The following is a 16,242-nucleotide window of genomic DNA, read 5'->3' on the forward strand; positions in this document are numbered from 1 at the left end:
GCCGTCACTCCCTGCCCGTCAGTCCCCACGCGTCCTCATCGGGCTCGTCGTGGACTTCATCGTACCCGCGGGTCATGTCCCCGACGGGGTCTGCTCCGTAGCGGTCACCGTCGCCGGACGGCGTCGGGGCCGGCGCTGCCGGAGCAGCCGCGGCGGGCGGCTCCTCGCCACGGAGCTTCGCGAGCACCGCGGGCAGCTGGTCGGCGGTCACCAGGACGTCGCGGGCCTTCGAGCCCTCGGACGGCCCGACGATGTCGCGCGACTCCATCAGGTCCATCAGGCGACCGGCCTTGGCGAAGCCGACGCGGAGCTTGCGCTGCAGCATCGACGTCGAACCGAACTGGGTCGACACGACCTGCTCGACGGCCGCGAGCAGCAGTTCCAGGTCGTCGCCGATGTCGGCGTCGATCTCCTTGCGCTCGACCACTGCCTGGACGTCCTGGCGGTACTCGGGCTGCGCCTGCCGCGTGACGTGCTGGACGACCTCGGCGACCTCGCCCTCCTGCACCCAGGCGCCCTGCACGCGGAGCGACTTGGACGAGCCCATCGGCAGGAAGAGCGCGTCGCCCTGACCGATGAGCTTGTCGGCGCCCGGCTGGTCGAGGATGACGCGGGAGTCCGTGACGCTCGTCACCGCGAAGGCGATGCGCGACGGCACGTTCGCCTTGATCAGGCCGGTGATGACGTCGACCGAGGGGCGCTGCGTCGCGAGCACCAGGTGGATACCGGCGGCACGGGCGAGCTGGGTGATGCGGACGATCGACTCCTCGACGTCACGCGGCGCCACGAGCATGAGGTCGGCGAGCTCGTCGACGACGACGAGCAGGTACGGGTACGGCTTGAGCTTCCGCTCACTGCCCGCCGGCAGGACGATCTCGTTGTTCTCGATCGCCTTGTTGAAGTCGTCGACGTGGCGGAACCCGAACGACGCCAGGTCGTCGTACCGCATGTCCATCTCCTTCACGACCCACTGCAGCGCTTCGGCCGCCTTCTTCGGGTTCGTGATGATGGGCGTGATGAGGTGCGGGACACCGGCGTAGATCGACAGTTCGACGCGCTTCGGGTCGACCAGGACCATGCGGACCTCGGACGGCTTCGCGCGCATCAGCAGCGACGTGATCATCGAGTTGATGAACACCGACTTGCCGGAACCGGTGGAGCCTGCGACGAGCAGGTGCGGCATCTTCGCGAGGTTCGCGACGACGAAGCCGCCCTCGACGTCCTTGCCGACGCCGATCGTCATCGGGTGCTTCGACTTGCGGGCGGCGTTCGAGCGCAGCACGTCGCCGAGCGAGACGATCTCGCGGTCGGTGTTCGGGATCTCGACGCCGATGGCGCTCTTGCCCGGGATCGGCGACAGGATGCGGACCTCGTTCGAGGCGACCGCGTACGACAGGTTCTTCGACAGGGCCGTGACCCGCTCGACCTTGACGCCGGGGCCGAGCTCGATCTCGTACCGGGTCACCGTCGGCCCGCGGGAGAACCCGGTGACCTTCGCGTCGACCTTGAACTCGGTGAGCACCCCGGTGATGGCGGCGACGATGTCGTCGTTCGCCTGGCTCCGCGCGACCGAGGGCGTTCCGGAACTCAGCGTCGTGGCGGCGGGCAGTCGGTAGGGCTTCGACGGATCGTCGCCGGCACCGGCGGCGGCTGCGCTCAGCTCGGCGGCGGCGTCGATGTCCTCTGGCTCGTCGACGATCTCGGGCTCGGACAGCACCTCGGGCACCGCCGGACGGATGTCGGCGGTCGGCTCCGGCCGCGCGGGGACGTCGGTGCCGAACGCGCGGAGCGCCTGCTCGGCGTCCTGCAGGTCCTGCTCGACGGAGTCGTTGAGGTTGACCGACGCGGGCTCGGCCGGCGTGAGGTCGACGAGCCCGGCGGCGGCACCGGCGTTCGGGCTCACCGCGGGCGCAGCGGGCACGACGGGGGCAGCTGGTGCGACGGCAGCGGCAGCCGGGGCAACGCCGGTGGCCGGGGGCAGCACGGGGCTGTCGTACGCCGGGTCCTCTTCGCGCCCGGACTTGTTCCGGCGCCACCACGGCACGTTGTCGCCGCCGGCGTCGGCAGCGGCCTGCTCGTCACCGAACCCGAGGTCGTCGAACAGCTGGAAGTCGGTGTCGCCCTTCTTGCCGCGCTTCGACGTGCGGGCGCGGGCGGCGGGCTCCGCCACGGCGGCGGCGTCGGCTTCGGGCTCGGCTGCGGGGGCCGGTGCGCCGAACAGGTAGGCGTAGAGCTCGTGCAGGCGTCGCCCGAGCTTGTTCGGCGGCGTCTTGGTGATGATGAAGAGCGAGAGCACCAGCAGCACGATCGCCACGGGGACGGCCACCCAGGCGGTCGCGATCGTGACGAGCCAGCCGATGACCACCCAGCCCAGCACCCCGCCGGCGGCGGCCAGCGCGGGCATGCCGTCGGCCGCGCTCGGACGGCCGCCGAAGACGTGGCAGAGCGAGGCGATCGACACGATCAGGATGCCCAGCCCGATGCCGATCCGGGTGTTGTCGTGCACCGAGGCCGGGTGTCGGAACAACCACCCGGCGAACACGATCATGATGACGGGCAGGGCGAACGCCAGGCGGCCGAACAGCCCGCCGAACGTGTACGCGTCGAGTGCGACGGAGACACTGTTGGTCGGGTTGAGCCACTCGACGACCCCGCCGGCGATGGCCAGCAGGAACAGCAGGAACGGGAACCCGTCGCGCCGCTGGTCCTTCTCGAGGGTCTCCTTGCCGAGCAGCCGGAACATCGCGCCGACGCCGTGCGCCATCGCGAGCCAGAAGGTCACGAGCGGGTTCTGCTCGCGGAACACCGGCGTGGGTGCGGCCTGCGGCAGCTTCTTCGTCGTGGCCTGGGTGCGCGACGAACCGCGCGTCCCGTTGCCACGGGACGACGTGGACGCGCGCGAGCGCGTGGTCGACTTGGTGCCTCCGGCCATGGGCAGAACCCTAACGCCCGCTCAAGACAAACGCAGGAAGGCCCGCCGCAGCGTCCGTGACGGACGCTGGACGGGCCTCCCGGGCGGGGACGGACGCGAACGCGCGCCCACCCGCGAACGGGCCCTACGCCTCGATGACCACCGGGACGATCATCGGACGACGACGGTGCTTGGTGTTCACCCAGCGACCGACCGTGCGACGGACGACCTGCGCGAAGGCGTGCGAGTCACGCGTGCCGTTGGCCGCGGCCTCGGAGATCGCCTTGGCGATCTGCGGGCGGACGTCGTCGAAGACGGAGTCGTCCTCGGCGAAGCCGCGCGACTGGATCTCCGGGCCGATCACGCACTGCCCGGTGGTGAAGTCCACCGCGCAGAAGACCGAGATGAAGCCCTCTTCCGCCAGGACGCGGCGGTCCTTCAGGTCGGCGTCGGTGATCTCGCCGACGGTGGAGCCGTCGACGTAGACGTAGCCGATGTCGAGCTGGCCGGCGACCGTCGCGACGCCGTCCTTCAGGTCGACGACGATGCCGTCCTGCCCGAGGATCACGTTGCGCGGCGGGACACCCGTCTGGATCGCCAGGTCGGCGTTCGCGTACAGGTGGCGGTGCTCGCCGTGGACGGGGAGCACGTTGCGCGGCCGCAGGATGTTGTAGCAGTAGAGCAGCTCGCCGGCGGAGGCGTGTCCGGAGACGTGCACCTTCGCGTTGCCCTTGTGCACGACCTTCGCACCGAGCTTGGTCAGCCCGTCGATGACGCGGTACACGGCGTTCTCGTTGCCCGGGATGAGCGACGACGCGAGGATGACGGTGTCGCCCTCGCCGATCTCGATCTGGTGCTCGAGGTTCGCCATGCGGGCCAGGACGGCCATCGGCTCACCCTGCGACCCGGTCGACATGTAGACGATCTGGTCGTCGGGGACGTTCTTCGCCTTCTTCGTGTCGATGAGCACGTTCTCCGGCACCCGCAGGTACCCGAGGTCGGCGGCGATCGTCATGTTGCGGATCATCGAGCGGCCCATGAACGCGACCTTGCGGTTCGCGGCCGCGGCGGCGTCGAGGACCTGCTGCACGCGGTGCACGTGCGACGAGAAGCTCGCCACGACGACCTTCTTGCGGGCGCGCATGATGATGTTCTCGAGCACCGGGCCGATGTCGCGCTCCGGAGCGGTGAAGCCCGGAACGTCGGCGTTCGTGGAGTCTGGCAGGAACAGGTCCACGCCGGCCTCGCCCAGACGGGCGAACGCACGGAGGTCGGTGATGCGGTCGTCCAGCGGGAGCTGGTCCATCTTGAAGTCACCCGTGTGCAGCACACGACCGGCGGGGGTCGTGATCGCGACGGCGAGGGCGTCCGGGATGGAGTGGTTCACGGCGACGAACTCGAGGTGGAACGGGCCGATCTGCTCGGTCTGGTCCTCGGCCACGACGAGCGTGTACGGCTTGATCCGGTGTTCCTTGAGCTTCGCCTCGACGAGCGCCAGGGTCAGCGTGGAGCCGATCAGCGGGATGTCGTCGCGGAGCTTGAGCAGGTACGGGACGGCGCCGATGTGGTCTTCGTGGCCGTGCGTGAGCACGACCCCGAGGACGTCGTCGAGGCGGTCACGGATCGGCGAGAAGTCCGGCAGGATCAGGTCGACACCGGGCTGGTGCTCCTCGGGGAACAGCACGCCGGCGTCGACGATGAGCAGCTTGCCCTCGTACTCGTAGACGGTCATGTTGCGACCGATCTCGCCGAGGCCCCCGATGGGGACGACGCGGAGGGTGCCGGCTTCGAGCGGCTGCGGTTCGGAGATCTGTGTGGGCATTCGGTCCTACGGATTCGGGCGACACGCGTGCTGCGCGCCGCGGTGTTCGCTAGCGGGTGGTGCCTGGCACCTTCGGTAGTGCACCGCCGGCCGCCGCGTTGCGGTCGGGGCGGAAGTTCGAGAAGTCGGCGCCGGGCACGTCGCGCACGGCTTCGAGGGAGGTCTCGATGGCGTACGCCTCGGAGTCCTCGGGGCCGACGAGCGGCAGTCGGACGCGCGGGCTGCCGATGCGGCCGAGCCCGTGCAGGATGTACTTGGCGGCCACGGTACCGGGAACGTGCGTCATCACGGCGCGGACGAGCGGCTCGAGTCGCTTGTGCTCGGCCGTCGCGGTGGCCAGGTCGCCCCGGTTCACGGCGTCGACGATGGTGCGGTACGGCGCGCTCGTGATGTTCGCGGTCACGCCGATCAGGCCGGTGGCGCCGATCGACAGGTGCGGGAGCACGTTCGTGTCGTCCCCGGAGAAGTACATGAGGTCGGTGTTGTTCAGCACCCGTGAGACCTCGGCGAAGTCGCCCTTGGCGTCCTTCACAGCGAGGATGTTCGGGTGCTTCGACGCACGCAGGATCGTGTCGTACGTGATCGGGATGCCGGTGCGGCCCGGGATGTCGTACAGGATCACCGGCAGGTCGGTGGCGTCCGCGATCATCCGGAAGTGGGTGAGGACACCCGACTGCGTCGGCTTGTTGTAGTACGGCGTGACGATCATCACGCCGTCCGCGCCGGCCTTCTCGCTCTGCTTGTACAGGTGGATCGCGTGCGCGGTCTCGTTCGAGCCACCGCCCGTGATGATCTTCGCGCGGCCGGCGGCGACGGACTTGCCGACCTCGACCAGCCGGAGTTTCTCCGGGTCGGTCAGCGTCGACGTCTCGCCGGTCGTGCCGGTGACGACGATGCCGTCGGCGCCGGCGGTGATGCAGTCGTCGATGTGCTGCTCGACGCCGGGCCAGTCGACCTCTCCGTCGGCCGTGAACGGGGTCACGAGGGCGACGAGGACCTGACCGAAGGGATTCTCACGCGGGGACACGGGCACCAGCGTACCGGGGATGCGCGCGAGGACCGCCGTCCGTGTGGACGGTGGACCGCCTGCGGCGCGGCCGGGAGGCCCGGATCACGCCCGTCCCGCCGGTCACGCCCGGCCCGTGCGGGCGCTCAGGCGCGGCGCTGCCACTCCAGGAACCGGTAGCGGGTGCCGTCGTTCCGGGACTCCTGCCAGGGGCCCTCCTCGGTGAGCGTCCAGCCGGCCGCCTCGTCGAGCGTGGGTGCGACGGTGTCACCGGGCACGTCGACGTCGATCAGCGTCTCGGAGACGTGGTCGGCCGCGTCGAGTGCGGCGGCGTAGACCTGACCGCCGCCGATCACCCACACGGTCTCGTCGGCGCCGTCGGCACGCTCGAGTTCGGCCTGCAGGTCGTGCACGACCTCGGCGCCGTCGGCCGTCCACGTCGTGTCCCGGGTGAGCACGACGTTGCGCCGACCGGGCAGCGGCCGGAAGCGCTCGGGTAGGGACTCCCAGGTGCGCCGGCCCATCAGCACGGTCGCGTCGCCGGTGACCTGCTTGAAGTGCGCCAGGTCTTCGGGCACGTGCCAGGGCATGCCGCCGTCGGCACCGATGACACCGGTGGTCGAGCGGGCCCAGACCATGCCGATCATCAGACGGCGACCGCGGCCTTGATCGCCGGGTGGTGCTCGTAGCCGACGACGGTGAAGTCCTCGTACTCGTAGTCGTCGATCGAGTCGCGCGGAGCGAGTTCGAGCGTCGGCATCGGGTACGCCGTGCGGGACAGCTGCTCCTCGACCTGTTCGACGTGGTTGTCGTAGATGTGGCAGTCGCCACCGGTCCAGACGAAGTCGCCGACCTCGAGCCCGGTCTGCGCCGCGATCATGTGGGTCAGCAGCGCGTACGAGGCGATGTTGAACGGGACGCCGAGGAACATGTCGGCGCTCCGCTGGTAGAGCTGGCACGAGAGCTTGCCGTCGTTGACGAAGAATTGGAAGAAGGCGTGGCACGGAGCGAGCGCCATGTCCGGAACGTCGGCCACGTTCCATGCCGAGACGATGAGACGGCGGCTGTCCGGGTTCGTCTTGATCTGGTCGATGACCTGGGCGATCTGGTCGACGTGCTCACCCGAGGGGGTCGGCCACGAGCGCCACTGCACGCCGTACACCGGGCCGAGGTCGCCGTCGGCGTCCGCCCACTCGTTCCAGATCCGGACACCGTGCTCCTGCAGCCAGGTGGCGTTGCCCTCGCCACGGAGGAACCAGAGGAGCTCGTACGCGACCGACTTGAAGTGCACGCGCTTCGTGCTGACGAGGGGGAACCCCTTCGACAGGTCGTAGCGGAGCTGTGCGCCGAACAGGCTGCGGGTGCCGGTGCCGGTGCGGTCACCCTTCGGCGAGCCCTCCGTCAGGACCCGGCGGAGCAGGTCTTCGTAGGGCGTCGGGACGGAGGCGTCGGGCTGTACGGTCTCGCTGTCGGTCACACGCAGAATCCTACGTCGGTGTGAGTAGCGTTGCGGGCATGCCCGACACGACGGAACAACCGCTCTCGATCCTGGTGGCCGGCTCGTCCGGGTTCATCGGGACGCCCCTCGTCCGCGCCCTGCGCGAGGCGGGGCACCACGTCACCACGCTCGTCCGCCGCGAAGCACGCACCGCGACCGAGTTCCGCTGGGCACCGGGGCGGCGTCCGCTCGACCCGGCGATCCTGGACGGTGCCGACGTGGTGATCAACCTGGCCGGCGCGAACATCGGCAAGCTGCCGTGGACGGACGCGTACCGCAAGGAGATCCGCAGCTCGCGCATCGACGCCACCGACACCCTGGTCGAAGCGATGCGGCACGCCGCCACTCCCCCGGCGCTGTTCCTGTCGGGCTCGGCCTCGGGCGTGTACGGCGACCGCCCGGCCGACGTGCTGCAGGACGACGCCGCCCCGGGCACGGGCTTCCTCGCCGACGTCTGCACCGCGTGGGAAGCCGCCGCGAACGCCGCTCCCGCCGGGGTCCGGGTCGTCACGCTCCGGACCGGCATCGTCATCGGCAAGGGCGGCGGTGCACTCGCGCCGCTCGTCCCGCTCACGAAGCTCGGCGTCGGCAGCCGGCTCGGCACCGGTGGCCAGCACTGGCCGTGGATCGCACTCGAGGACGAGGTCGGCGCGATCGTGCACCTGGCGACCGCGGCACCGGACGTGTCCGGTCCGGTGAACCTGGCGGGCCCCGAGCCCGTCGTCGCCGACCGCATCACGAAGCACGTCGCCGAGGTCCTGCACCGCCCGTACCTCTTCCGGATCCCCGAGTTCGCCCTGCGCCTGGCGCTGCGGGACGCCGCCGACGACATGCTCCTGTCGAGCCAGCAGATGGTCCCCACGAAGCTGCTCGAGTCCGGCTACACGTTCCGGTACACGCAGGCGGCGGACGCGATCGACGCCGTCTTCTGATCCGCGGATCAGCCCGCGGTCAGCGGTCGGTGGCGCGCGCCAGGGCGGTGCGCATCGCCGACCGTGCGCGCTTGCGGTCACCGGCGGCGTCGTAGACCACACCGAGCCGGTACCAGGCACGCCAGTCGGCCGGGTCCTGCTCGACCGCGTCGCGGTACCGCGGGAACAGCTCGTCGGCGGCGTCGCGGATCGGCCGTCCCGACGGGCGCACCGGGACGACGTCGTCCGGGGTGCCACCCTCGGCCTCGAGCCGCGCGCCGAGCCGGGTGATGCGGATGCCGAAGCGGAACTCGAGCACGAGCAGCAGCGCCCCGATCGCGGCGACGACGAACAGCGCGACGCCGATGCCGATGCCGATCGGGATCCCGGTCGCGATGAAGGCGACGGCGCGCTGCCCGACGAGCACGATGTACAGGGCGAGCAGCACCGCCATCAGCGCCGCACCCCAGAACGGCGAGCGGATCGTACGTCCGGCCCGCTCCATCCGACCCATGGCGGTCAGCCGATGCCGAGGACGCTGCCGAGGCCCACGGTGAGGCCCCGCGCCGACACCACGTTCGCCAGCGCCGCACGGATGCCCGCCACGTAGGCGACGTCGTCGTTGGTGTCGTGCCGGATCGTCAGCGTCTCACCGGGGCCGCTCAGCACGACGTCCTGCACGGCCTTCACCCCGGGGAGCCGGAGCGAGTGGATGGGCACGCTGGCGACCTGCTGGCCGCGGGCGCGCTGGTCGACGTGCGGGGCGTCCACGGGACCGACCTCGCGCCGGGCGTCGGCCATCAGCTCGGCGGTGCGCACCGCGGTGCCCGAGGGCGAGTCGATCTTGCCGGCGTGGTGGGTCTCGACGATCTCGGCGGCTGGGAACCACGGTGCCGCGATCGTCGCCAGGTGCGTGCCGAGCACGGAGCCGATGGAGAAGTTCGGGACCACGAGCACCCCCTGGTCCGGGCGTTCCCGCAGCCCGGTGCGGAGCTTCGCGAGCCGGTCGAGCGACCAGCCGGAGGTGCCGACGAGCACGTTCGCGCCGCTCGAGAGCGCGTTCTCCACGATCGCCGGGCTGAGCGACGGCACCGTCACGTCGACCACCAGCGCCGCACCGCCGAAGACCGACGGCGGCGCCTCGTGCGCGCCGTCCTTCGACGACAGGCGGGCGACGAGCTCGAACTCCGGGAGTTCCTCGACGACGGACGCCACGAGGCCCCCGAGACGACCGGTGGCGCCGACGACGGCGACGGGAGTGACCATGCGGTCCATCCTAGGATCGACGCATGTCAGTCGAGGTCAGGACCGTGCCGGCCGATCTGCCCGAGGTCGACGCGCTGCTCGACGCGTACCTGGACGAGCGCGCGGCGACGTTCCCGAGCGCGCAGGGCACGTACTCGCGGAAGCGCACCCCCGCGGCCGAGTTCACGCCGCCGAACGGGGTGTTCGCGGTGGCGTACGACGACGACGTCGCGGTCGGCTGCGGCGGCCTCCGTCGGATCGCGGACGGGGTCGACGCGACCGGTGCCGTCGACGTCCGGTTCGAGGTCAAGCACGTCTTCGTGGCACCGGCCGGGCGCGGCACGGGCGTCGCGACGGCCGTGATGGACCTGCTCGAGCGGGCCGCGGCCGACCTCGGTGCGACGAGCATCGTCCTCGACACGAACGACTCGCTCGTGGCAGCCGGTGCGATGTACCGCGGCCGCGGGTACCAGCGGGTCGAGCCGTTCAACGACAACCCGAACGCGACCGCCTGGTACCGCAAGCCGATCGCCTGAGCCGCCACGGGCCTCCCGGCCGCGCCACCGCGGACCGGACGGGCAGCCGCTAGACGGGCTGGTCGACGGGCAGACCGGTGCGCAGCTCCACCGGCAGGTGGGCCAGGTCGTTCAGCGTGACGACCTCGGCGGGCTTCGCCGACCGGATCCGGATGATCGTGAGCGCGGTGTGGGCGACGTTCGTGCCCATCCAGCGCCACTCGGGGGCTTGGAACGCCTCGCGCACGAACCAGCCGATCACGGCGTTGTGGGTGATCAGCAGGTCGTGCCGGTCCTCGCGCGCCGGGGTGAACCACTCCGACACGGCGTCGCCCATCTGAGCCTGCCCGGCGACGATCTCCTCTTCGGTGATGCCGCCGTACCAGCCCTGGTAGGCGTGCGGCATGTCCGGGGTCGGGCCCGAGGGGATGCAGTCGAACAGCAGAGTGGAGGGCTCGGGCTGGATCGACGGCAGGCGCTGCGACAGGAACGCGGCGGTCTCGCTCGGGGCCTCGAGCGGCGAATGGTACACGCCGTCGAAGGGCACGCCACCGAGACGGTCCGCGATCAGGGTCGCCTGGCGCTTGCCGCGTTCGGAGAGCTTGCCGTCCCGCAGGCCGTGTTCGGCGTCCTGGTGTTCGCCGTGCCGGACGAGGTACAGGTAGTGCGACATGTCCGTGCTCAGCTGCCGATCCCGATGGCCGCGGCGAGTTCGTCCTGCTGCACGGCACCGACGACCGAGGTGATCGTCGGCCGGGTGAGCAGGTCGCGCGCGAGTTCGAGCACGCCGTCGGTCGTGACGCCGTCGACACGCTCGAGCGCCGTCGACAGGTCGGTGTACTCGCCGGTGCCGAGCTCGGAGCGGCCGAGGCGGGTCATGCGGGCGTCGGAGTCCTCGAGCGAGAGCGTCAGCGCGCCCTCGATCTGGCCCTTGGCACGTCGGAGCTCGTCGTCGGTGATGCCGTGGTCGACCATCCGGCGGAACTCGGCGTCGACGATGTCGACGACACCGGCGACGTTGTCCGGTGCACAGCCGGCGTAGACACCGAAGGCACCGTTGTCCAGGTAGGCCGGGGCGAACGACGAGACCGCGTAGGCCAGACCGCGGCGCTCACGGACCTCCTGGAACAGGCGTGAACTCATGCCCCCACCGAGCACGGCGTTCAGGACGCTGAGCGAGGGGCGGCGGTCGTCACGCAGGTCGAGGCCCTGCGAGCCGCGGAGCATGCTGACCTGCTCGGTCGGGCGGTGCACCACGGTCAGCTTCGCCTCGACCGGGTCGGCCACGGTCTCGGGCGTGCGGCGCGGCAGCGGGTCGGCGTCGGGGGCGTCGTGGAAGACGCCGGCGACGAGCTCGCAGAACCGGTCGTGGTCGACGGCGCCGGCGGCGGTGACGACGATGCCGTTCGGCGCGTAGTGCTCGCGGTAGTGGGCCAGTACCTCGTCCCGCTGGACCGCACGGATGCTGTCCGGGGTGCCGCCGATCGGACGGCCGAGGGGATGTCCGCCGAAGGCCGCGGCGAAGAACGCTTCGCCCGCGACGTCGGCCGGGTCGTCGGCGGCCATCGCGAGCTCTTCGAGGATGACCCCGCGCTCGACGGCGAAGGCGTCCGGTTCGAGCACGGAACCGGTGACCATGTCACCGATGACGTTCACGGCCATCGGGACGTCGGTGTCCCGGACCCGTGCGTAGTAGCAGGTGTACTCCTTGGCGGTCGCAGCGTTGTGCTCACCGCCGACCGAGTCGAACGCGATGGCGATGTCGAGCGCCGACCGGGTCTCGGTGCCCTTGAAGAGCAGGTGTTCGAGGAAGTGCGTCGACCCGAACTGCCCGTCACGCTCGTCCCGCGAACCGACGCCGACCCAGAACCCGATGCTCGTCGACGCGGCACCCGGCACCGCCTCGGTCAGCACACGGACGCCCGAGGGCAGCACGGTGCGACGGACGAAGGCCCCGCCGGACGTCAGGAACGACGTGTCCGGGGCCCCGAGCGGCAGTGGCACTGGCTGGTTCATCGCAGACGAGCCTACTGATCCGCCGATGCCTCCCGCCCAGTTTCCCGGTCTCGGTCGCGTGCCACTCGAAGTGGGGTACAGAAAGTGTGGACAGACCGACTCGTCTGTCTGTCCTCCTTGTGCTACTGTTGGCAACGCCGGATCGAAAGCCCCCCTAAGTTCCGATCCGGCGGCTCGGGGCATCAGTCCTGCGCGACCACCGAGTCCCCCCACTCCGGTCGCGGAGCCGATGAGTCCGAGGAGTACACGCTGTGACGGTCGATTCCCCCCAACCGGCCGCGCAGCGTCTCCCCGGCCCGAGCACGAACCTCGCGTCGCCGGACGGGTCGAGCGTCCCCCCGACTCCCCGCTCCGGCGGCGCGAAGGTCCGTGTCCTCGAGACCGCCACGCGGCTCTTCTACGAAGAGGGCATCCACAGCGTCGGCGTCGACCGTCTCATCTCCGAGGCGAGCGTCACGAAGGCGACGTTCTACAAGCACTACGGGTCGAAGGACAACCTGATCCTGGCCTACATCCGCACCCAGCACGAGCGCGTGCAGGAGCGGATGGAGCAGCTCATCGCCGACGCCGGCTCCCCCGAGCGGGCCGTCCGTGCGTGGGTCGCCGCGCTGGCCGACGACGTCAACGACCCGGCGTTCCGCGGCTGCGCGTTCCTGCACGCCGCCGCCGAGTACCACGACCCGCGCGACCCGGTCCGCCAGGTCGTCGCCGTGCACCGCGACTGGTACACCGAGCGACTCGCGACCCTGCTGCAGGAGGCTGGACACCCCCTGCCCGGCGACGGCGCCGACGAGCTCATGCTCGCGCGCGACGGTGCGATGGCCGGCGCGTACGCCGGTGACGCGATCGCCGCCACCGCTGCGCTCAACCGCGTGGTCGACCGGGTGCTCGCGGGCTGACGCCCGGCTCGCCGCCAGCGCTGTCACCGTCGGCTGTCGACTGTCGACTGTCGGCTGTCACTGTCGCTTTCTCGAAAGCGACAGATCACCGCGAACCGTTCGCGGCATCCTGTCGCCTTCGCGGCACGGACGCACCCGCGCGACGCACATCCGTCGCTTCCGCGGGGCGGTCGAGGCGACCGCGGCCGGACGGGAGGCCCGTGGCGGGCCCGCACCGCGCCTCCAGGCCGTCACGTGCGAACTCCCACAGCCCCGCGCGCGCGCCGAGCGCGGCCCGAGCCGGCGGGTGTTGGCTTGAGGCATGGCCAACGACCCCAACTGGAACCTGCCCGACGTCCCGTCCTTCACCCTGACGAGCCCCGACTTCACCGACGGAGGCGAGCTGCCCACCTCGGCACGCGGCTCCGACGTCGGCGGTGAGGACCGCTCCCCCGCACTCGAGTGGTCGGACGCACCCGAGAGCACGAAGAGCTTCGTCCTGACCGTCTACGACCCCGATGCCCCGACCGGCTCCGGCTTCTGGCACTGGAGCCTGACGGACATCCCGGGCTCGGCGACCTCGCTCCCCGCAGGCGCCGGCACCGACGACGCCCTGCTGCCCGCCGAGGCACTCCGCCGCCGCAACGAGTTCGGCACGGACACGTTCCTCGGGGCCGCTCCGCCCGCGGGCCACGGTGCGCACCGCTACTTCTTCACGCTGAGCGCCCTCGACGTCCCCGTGCTCGAGGTCCCCGCCAACGCGACCCCCGCGGTCGTGGGCTTCATGCTCCGTGGACACCTGCTCGGGCGCGCACAGCTCATGGGCACGCAGGAGACCCCCGCAGCCTGACGGACACGCGTGGCACCTGCCCCGCAACGGCGAACGGCCGCCGCCCCGGAAGGGACGGCGGCCGTTCGTGCGTCAGGACGCGGAGAGGATCAGCCCTCGGCCGGGTCCTCGGCGTGGGCGCGGACCGTCTCGGCCGAGGTGGAGTCACCCTCGGTCTCGTCGGCCACGACCGGCGCGAGCGACAGCTTGCCGCGGTCGTCCACCTTGGTGACCTCGACGAGGACCTTCTGGCCGACGCCGAGCACGTCTTCGACGTTCTCCACACGCTTGCCACCGGCGAGCTTGCGGACCTCGGAGACGTGGAGCAGACCGTCACGCCCCGGGAGCAGCGACACGAAGGCGCCGAAGGTGGCGATCTTCACGACGGTGCCGAGGAACTGGTCCCCGATCTCCGGGTTGGTCGGGTTCGCGATCGCGTTGACCTGGGCACGAGCGGCCTCGGCCGACGGACCGTCGACGGCACCGATGTAGACGGTGCCGTTGTCCTCGATCGAGATGTCGGCGCCCGTGGTGTCCTGGATGCCGTTGATCGTCTTGCCCTTCGGGCCGATCAGCTCGCCGATCTTGTCGACGGGGATCTGCACCGAGATGACGCGAGGAGCGGTGTCCGCCATCTCGTCGGGGGCGTCGATGGCCTCGTTCAGCACACCGAGGATGGCCGAGCGGGCCTCCTTGGCCTGCTTGAGCGCCGCGTCGAGCACCGTCGACGGGATACCGTCGAGCTTGGTGTCGAGCTGGATCGCGGTGACGAACTCCGAGGTACCGGCCACCTTGAAGTCCATGTCGCCGAGGGCGTCTTCCGCACCGAGGATGTCGGTCAGGGCCGCGTAGCGGGTCTGACCGTCGACGGTGTCGGACACCAGGCCCATCGCGATGCCGGCGACCGGGGCCTTGAGGGGCACACCGGCGTTGAGCAGCGACAGGGTCGAGGCGCAGACGGAACCCATCGAGGTCGAGCCGTTGGAGCTGAGCGCCTCGGAGACCTGACGGATGGCGTACGGGAACTCGTCACGCGACGGCAGCACCGGCACGAGGGCGCGCTCGGCGAGGAAGCCGTGCCCGATCTCGCGACGCTTCGGCGAACCCACGCGGCCGGTCTCACCGGTCGAGTAGGGCGGGAAGTTGTAGTGGTGCAGGTAGCGCTTCTTCGTGACGGGCGACAGCGAGTCGATCTGCTGCTCCATCTTGAGCATGTTCAGCGTGGTGACGCCGAGGATCTGCGTCTCGCCACGCTGGAAGATCGCCGAACCGTGGACGCGCGGGATCACGGCGACCTCGGCGTCGAGCGGACGGATGTCGGCGAGGCCGCGGCCGTCCATGCGGATCTGCTCGGTCAGGATGCGGCCGCGGACGACCTTCTTCGTGACCGACTTGTACGCGGCGCCGACCTGCGAGTTGGCGACCTCGGGCAGCGAGCCCGCGGTGACCTGCTCGGCGATGGCGGCCTTGACGCGCGACTTGAGCGCGTCGTCGGCGTCCTGACGCTCGGTCTTGGCGGCGATCTTGTAGACGTCACCGAGCTCGGAGAGCGCGAGGGCCTCGACGGCCGAGTAGACCTCGGGCGCGTACGGCGGGAAGACCGGGAAGTCCTGGATCTCCTTGGCCGACTGCGCGGCGAGCTTGGCCTGTGCGTCGACGAGGGACTTGAGGAACGGCTTCGCCGCCTCGAGACCCTGGGCGACGATGGCCTCGTCGGGCTTGGTGGCGCCGCCCTGGATGAGGTCCCAGGCGTGCTCGGTGGCTTCCGCCTCGACCATCATGATCGCGACGTCCTCGTTGCCGGCCTCGTCCGTGACGACACGACCGGCGACGGTCAGGTCGAACACGGCGTCGGCGAGCTGCGAGGCCTTCGGGAACGCGACCCACTGGTCGCCGATGAGCGCGAGGCGCACACCGGCGATCGGGCCGGAGAACGGCAGACCGGAGATCTGCGTCGACGCGGACGCGGCGTTGATCGCCAGCGCGTCGTAGAACTCGTCCGGAGCGATGCTCAGGACGGTGATGACGATCTGCACCTCGTTGCGGAGGCCGTCGACGAACGACGGACGCAGCGGCCGGTCGATCAGACGGCAGACGAGGATGGCCTCGGTCGACGGACGGCCTTCGCGACGGAAGAACGAACCGGGGATCTTGCCGGCGGCGTAGGAACGCTCCTCGACGTCGACGGTCAGCGGGAAGAAGTCGAAGCCCTCACGCGGGTGCTTGCCGGCGCTGGTGGCCGAGAGGAGCATCGTTTCCTCGTCCAGGTACGCGGCGACCGCGCCCTGGGCCTGCTGTGCGAGCCGACCGGTCTCGAACCGGACGGTGCGCTTGCCGTACTTGCCGTTGTCGATGACGGCTTCGGCGAACTTGATCTCGGGACCCTCCAAAAGGGCGCCTCCTTGATGTGTTTCCGGCAGGCCGTGGCGACGGCACTCGATGGTGCGTGCGCGCCGATCGTTCCGGACGCATGTCTGGCCAGCAGTAGAAGCACTCGGGAAACCGTTCCGGCCCGCGAGCCACCACCGATGACCAGCTCCGTGCCCGGCCTGCGCAGTGTTGTGTGTGACGTCCGGGGAATGAGTCCTCGGACACGATGGACTTTACCAGT

14 protein-coding genes are annotated in these 16,242 nt (G+C 70.6%); 4 read left to right on the forward strand and 10 right to left on the reverse strand.

Annotated elements, in window-relative coordinates; genetic code table 11:
- Positions 1 to 4: 4 nt before the first annotated feature.
- The 5 genes from QRN49_RS16710 to QRN49_RS16730 all read right to left on the reverse strand — a co-directional run bounded on the left by QRN49_RS16710 (position 5) and on the right by QRN49_RS16730 (position 7,216).
- Complete coding sequence (locus QRN49_RS16710; RefSeq protein ID WP_284756769.1) at positions 5 to 2,932, reverse strand: FtsK/SpoIIIE family DNA translocase; 2,928 nt, start codon at positions 2,930 to 2,932, stop codon at positions 5 to 7.
- A 124-nt stretch (positions 2,933 to 3,056) separates the two neighbouring features.
- A complete protein-coding gene (locus QRN49_RS16715; RefSeq protein ID WP_111023207.1) occupies positions 3,057 to 4,733 on the reverse strand; it encodes a ribonuclease J in 1,677 nt (558 codons plus the stop codon).
- Positions 4,734 to 4,782: 49 nt separating this feature from the next.
- Positions 4,783 to 5,760 carry a 4-hydroxy-tetrahydrodipicolinate synthase gene (gene dapA, locus QRN49_RS16720; RefSeq protein WP_017885921.1) on the reverse strand — a complete coding sequence of 326 codons (978 nt, stop codon included), beginning with the start codon at positions 5,758 to 5,760 and terminating at the stop codon, positions 4,783 to 4,785.
- Between the two features lie 125 nt (positions 5,761 to 5,885).
- Entirely contained in the window at positions 5,886 to 6,386 is a 501-nt protein-coding gene (locus QRN49_RS16725; protein ID WP_284756773.1) for a dihydrofolate reductase, read from the reverse strand.
- On the reverse strand, positions 6,386 to 7,216 hold the full coding sequence (locus QRN49_RS16730) for a thymidylate synthase (RefSeq protein WP_111023205.1): 831 nt from the start codon (positions 7,214 to 7,216) through the stop codon (positions 6,386 to 6,388). Before QRN49_RS16730 ends, QRN49_RS16725 begins: the two co-directional genes overlap by 1 nt.
- A gap of 38 nt (positions 7,217 to 7,254) precedes the next feature.
- Between QRN49_RS16730 and QRN49_RS16735 the strand changes: the two genes are divergently transcribed.
- Entirely contained in the window at positions 7,255 to 8,169 is a 915-nt protein-coding gene (locus QRN49_RS16735; RefSeq protein WP_284756775.1) for a TIGR01777 family oxidoreductase, read from the forward strand.
- Positions 8,170 to 8,188: 19 nt separating this feature from the next.
- Here QRN49_RS16735 and QRN49_RS16740 read toward each other — a convergent pair whose 3' ends face one another.
- Complete coding sequence (locus QRN49_RS16740) at positions 8,189 to 8,653, reverse strand: tetratricopeptide repeat protein (RefSeq protein WP_111023204.1); 465 nt, start codon at positions 8,651 to 8,653, stop codon at positions 8,189 to 8,191.
- A gap of 14 nt (positions 8,654 to 8,667) precedes the next feature.
- Positions 8,668 to 9,414: a 4-hydroxy-tetrahydrodipicolinate reductase gene (locus QRN49_RS16745; RefSeq protein ID WP_228513608.1), complete on the reverse strand. Its 747-nt coding sequence runs from the start codon at positions 9,412 to 9,414 to the stop codon at positions 8,668 to 8,670.
- Between the two features lie 23 nt (positions 9,415 to 9,437).
- Here QRN49_RS16745 and QRN49_RS16750 point away from each other — a divergent pair, with 23 nt between their 5' ends.
- Positions 9,438 to 9,929 carry a GNAT family N-acetyltransferase gene (locus tag QRN49_RS16750; protein WP_110864732.1) on the forward strand — a complete coding sequence of 164 codons (492 nt, stop codon included), beginning with the start codon at positions 9,438 to 9,440 and terminating at the stop codon, positions 9,927 to 9,929.
- A 49-nt stretch (positions 9,930 to 9,978) separates the two neighbouring features.
- On the opposite strand, the gene QRN49_RS16755 is transcribed toward QRN49_RS16750, so the two are convergent.
- Positions 9,979 to 10,581, reverse strand: a complete 603-nt coding sequence (locus QRN49_RS16755) for a histidine phosphatase family protein (RefSeq protein ID WP_027464756.1) — start codon at positions 10,579 to 10,581, stop codon at positions 9,979 to 9,981.
- Positions 10,582 to 10,589: 8 nt separating this feature from the next.
- Entirely contained in the window at positions 10,590 to 11,924 is a 1,335-nt protein-coding gene (locus QRN49_RS16760) for a M16 family metallopeptidase (RefSeq protein WP_111023201.1), read from the reverse strand.
- A 251-nt stretch (positions 11,925 to 12,175) separates the two neighbouring features.
- On the opposite strand from QRN49_RS16760, the gene QRN49_RS16765 reads away from it, so the two are divergent.
- Together QRN49_RS16765 and QRN49_RS16770 are read left to right on the forward strand one after the other, a co-directional pair.
- Complete coding sequence (locus QRN49_RS16765) at positions 12,176 to 12,823, forward strand: TetR/AcrR family transcriptional regulator (protein WP_284756777.1); 648 nt, start codon at positions 12,176 to 12,178, stop codon at positions 12,821 to 12,823.
- 301 nt (positions 12,824 to 13,124) lie between these two features.
- Positions 13,125 to 13,652, forward strand: coding sequence for a YbhB/YbcL family Raf kinase inhibitor-like protein (locus QRN49_RS16770; protein ID WP_284756778.1), 528 nt, complete (start codon positions 13,125 to 13,127; stop codon positions 13,650 to 13,652).
- An 89-nt stretch (positions 13,653 to 13,741) separates the two neighbouring features.
- Here the strand turns inward: QRN49_RS16770 and QRN49_RS16775 are convergent, their stop codons facing one another.
- Entirely contained in the window at positions 13,742 to 16,021 is a 2,280-nt protein-coding gene (locus QRN49_RS16775; protein WP_110864729.1) for a polyribonucleotide nucleotidyltransferase, read from the reverse strand.
- Between the last annotated feature and the right edge of the window lie 221 nt (positions 16,022 to 16,242).

This window comes from Curtobacterium sp. ME-Dv--P-122a (assembly GCF_030209645.1).
Lineage (GTDB): Bacteria > Actinomycetota > Actinomycetes > Actinomycetales > Microbacteriaceae > Curtobacterium > Curtobacterium flaccumfaciens.

Excerpts from the sequence above, each read along its gene's own strand:
- QRN49_RS16710 (WP_284756769.1), bottom strand. The coding sequence starts at position 2,932 with ATGGCCGGAGGCACCAAGTCGACCACGCGCTCGCGCGCGTCCACGTCG.
- QRN49_RS16715 (WP_111023207.1), bottom strand. The coding sequence starts at position 4,733 with ATGCCCACACAGATCTCCGAACCGCAGCCGCTCGAAGCCGGCACCCTC.
- QRN49_RS16725 (WP_284756773.1), bottom strand. The coding sequence starts at position 6,386 with ATGATCGGCATGGTCTGGGCCCGCTCGACCACCGGTGTCATCGGTGCC.
- QRN49_RS16735 (WP_284756775.1), top strand. The coding sequence starts at position 7,255 with ATGCCCGACACGACGGAACAACCGCTCTCGATCCTGGTGGCCGGCTCG.
- QRN49_RS16740 (WP_111023204.1), bottom strand. The coding sequence starts at position 8,653 with ATGGAGCGGGCCGGACGTACGATCCGCTCGCCGTTCTGGGGTGCGGCG.
- QRN49_RS16745 (WP_228513608.1), bottom strand. The coding sequence starts at position 9,414 with ATGGTCACTCCCGTCGCCGTCGTCGGCGCCACCGGTCGTCTCGGGGGC.
- QRN49_RS16750 (WP_110864732.1), top strand. The coding sequence starts at position 9,438 with ATGTCAGTCGAGGTCAGGACCGTGCCGGCCGATCTGCCCGAGGTCGAC.
- QRN49_RS16755 (WP_027464756.1), bottom strand. The coding sequence starts at position 10,581 with ATGTCGCACTACCTGTACCTCGTCCGGCACGGCGAACACCAGGACGCC.
- QRN49_RS16760 (WP_111023201.1), bottom strand. The coding sequence starts at position 11,924 with ATGAACCAGCCAGTGCCACTGCCGCTCGGGGCCCCGGACACGTCGTTC.
- QRN49_RS16770 (WP_284756778.1), top strand. The coding sequence starts at position 13,125 with ATGGCCAACGACCCCAACTGGAACCTGCCCGACGTCCCGTCCTTCACC.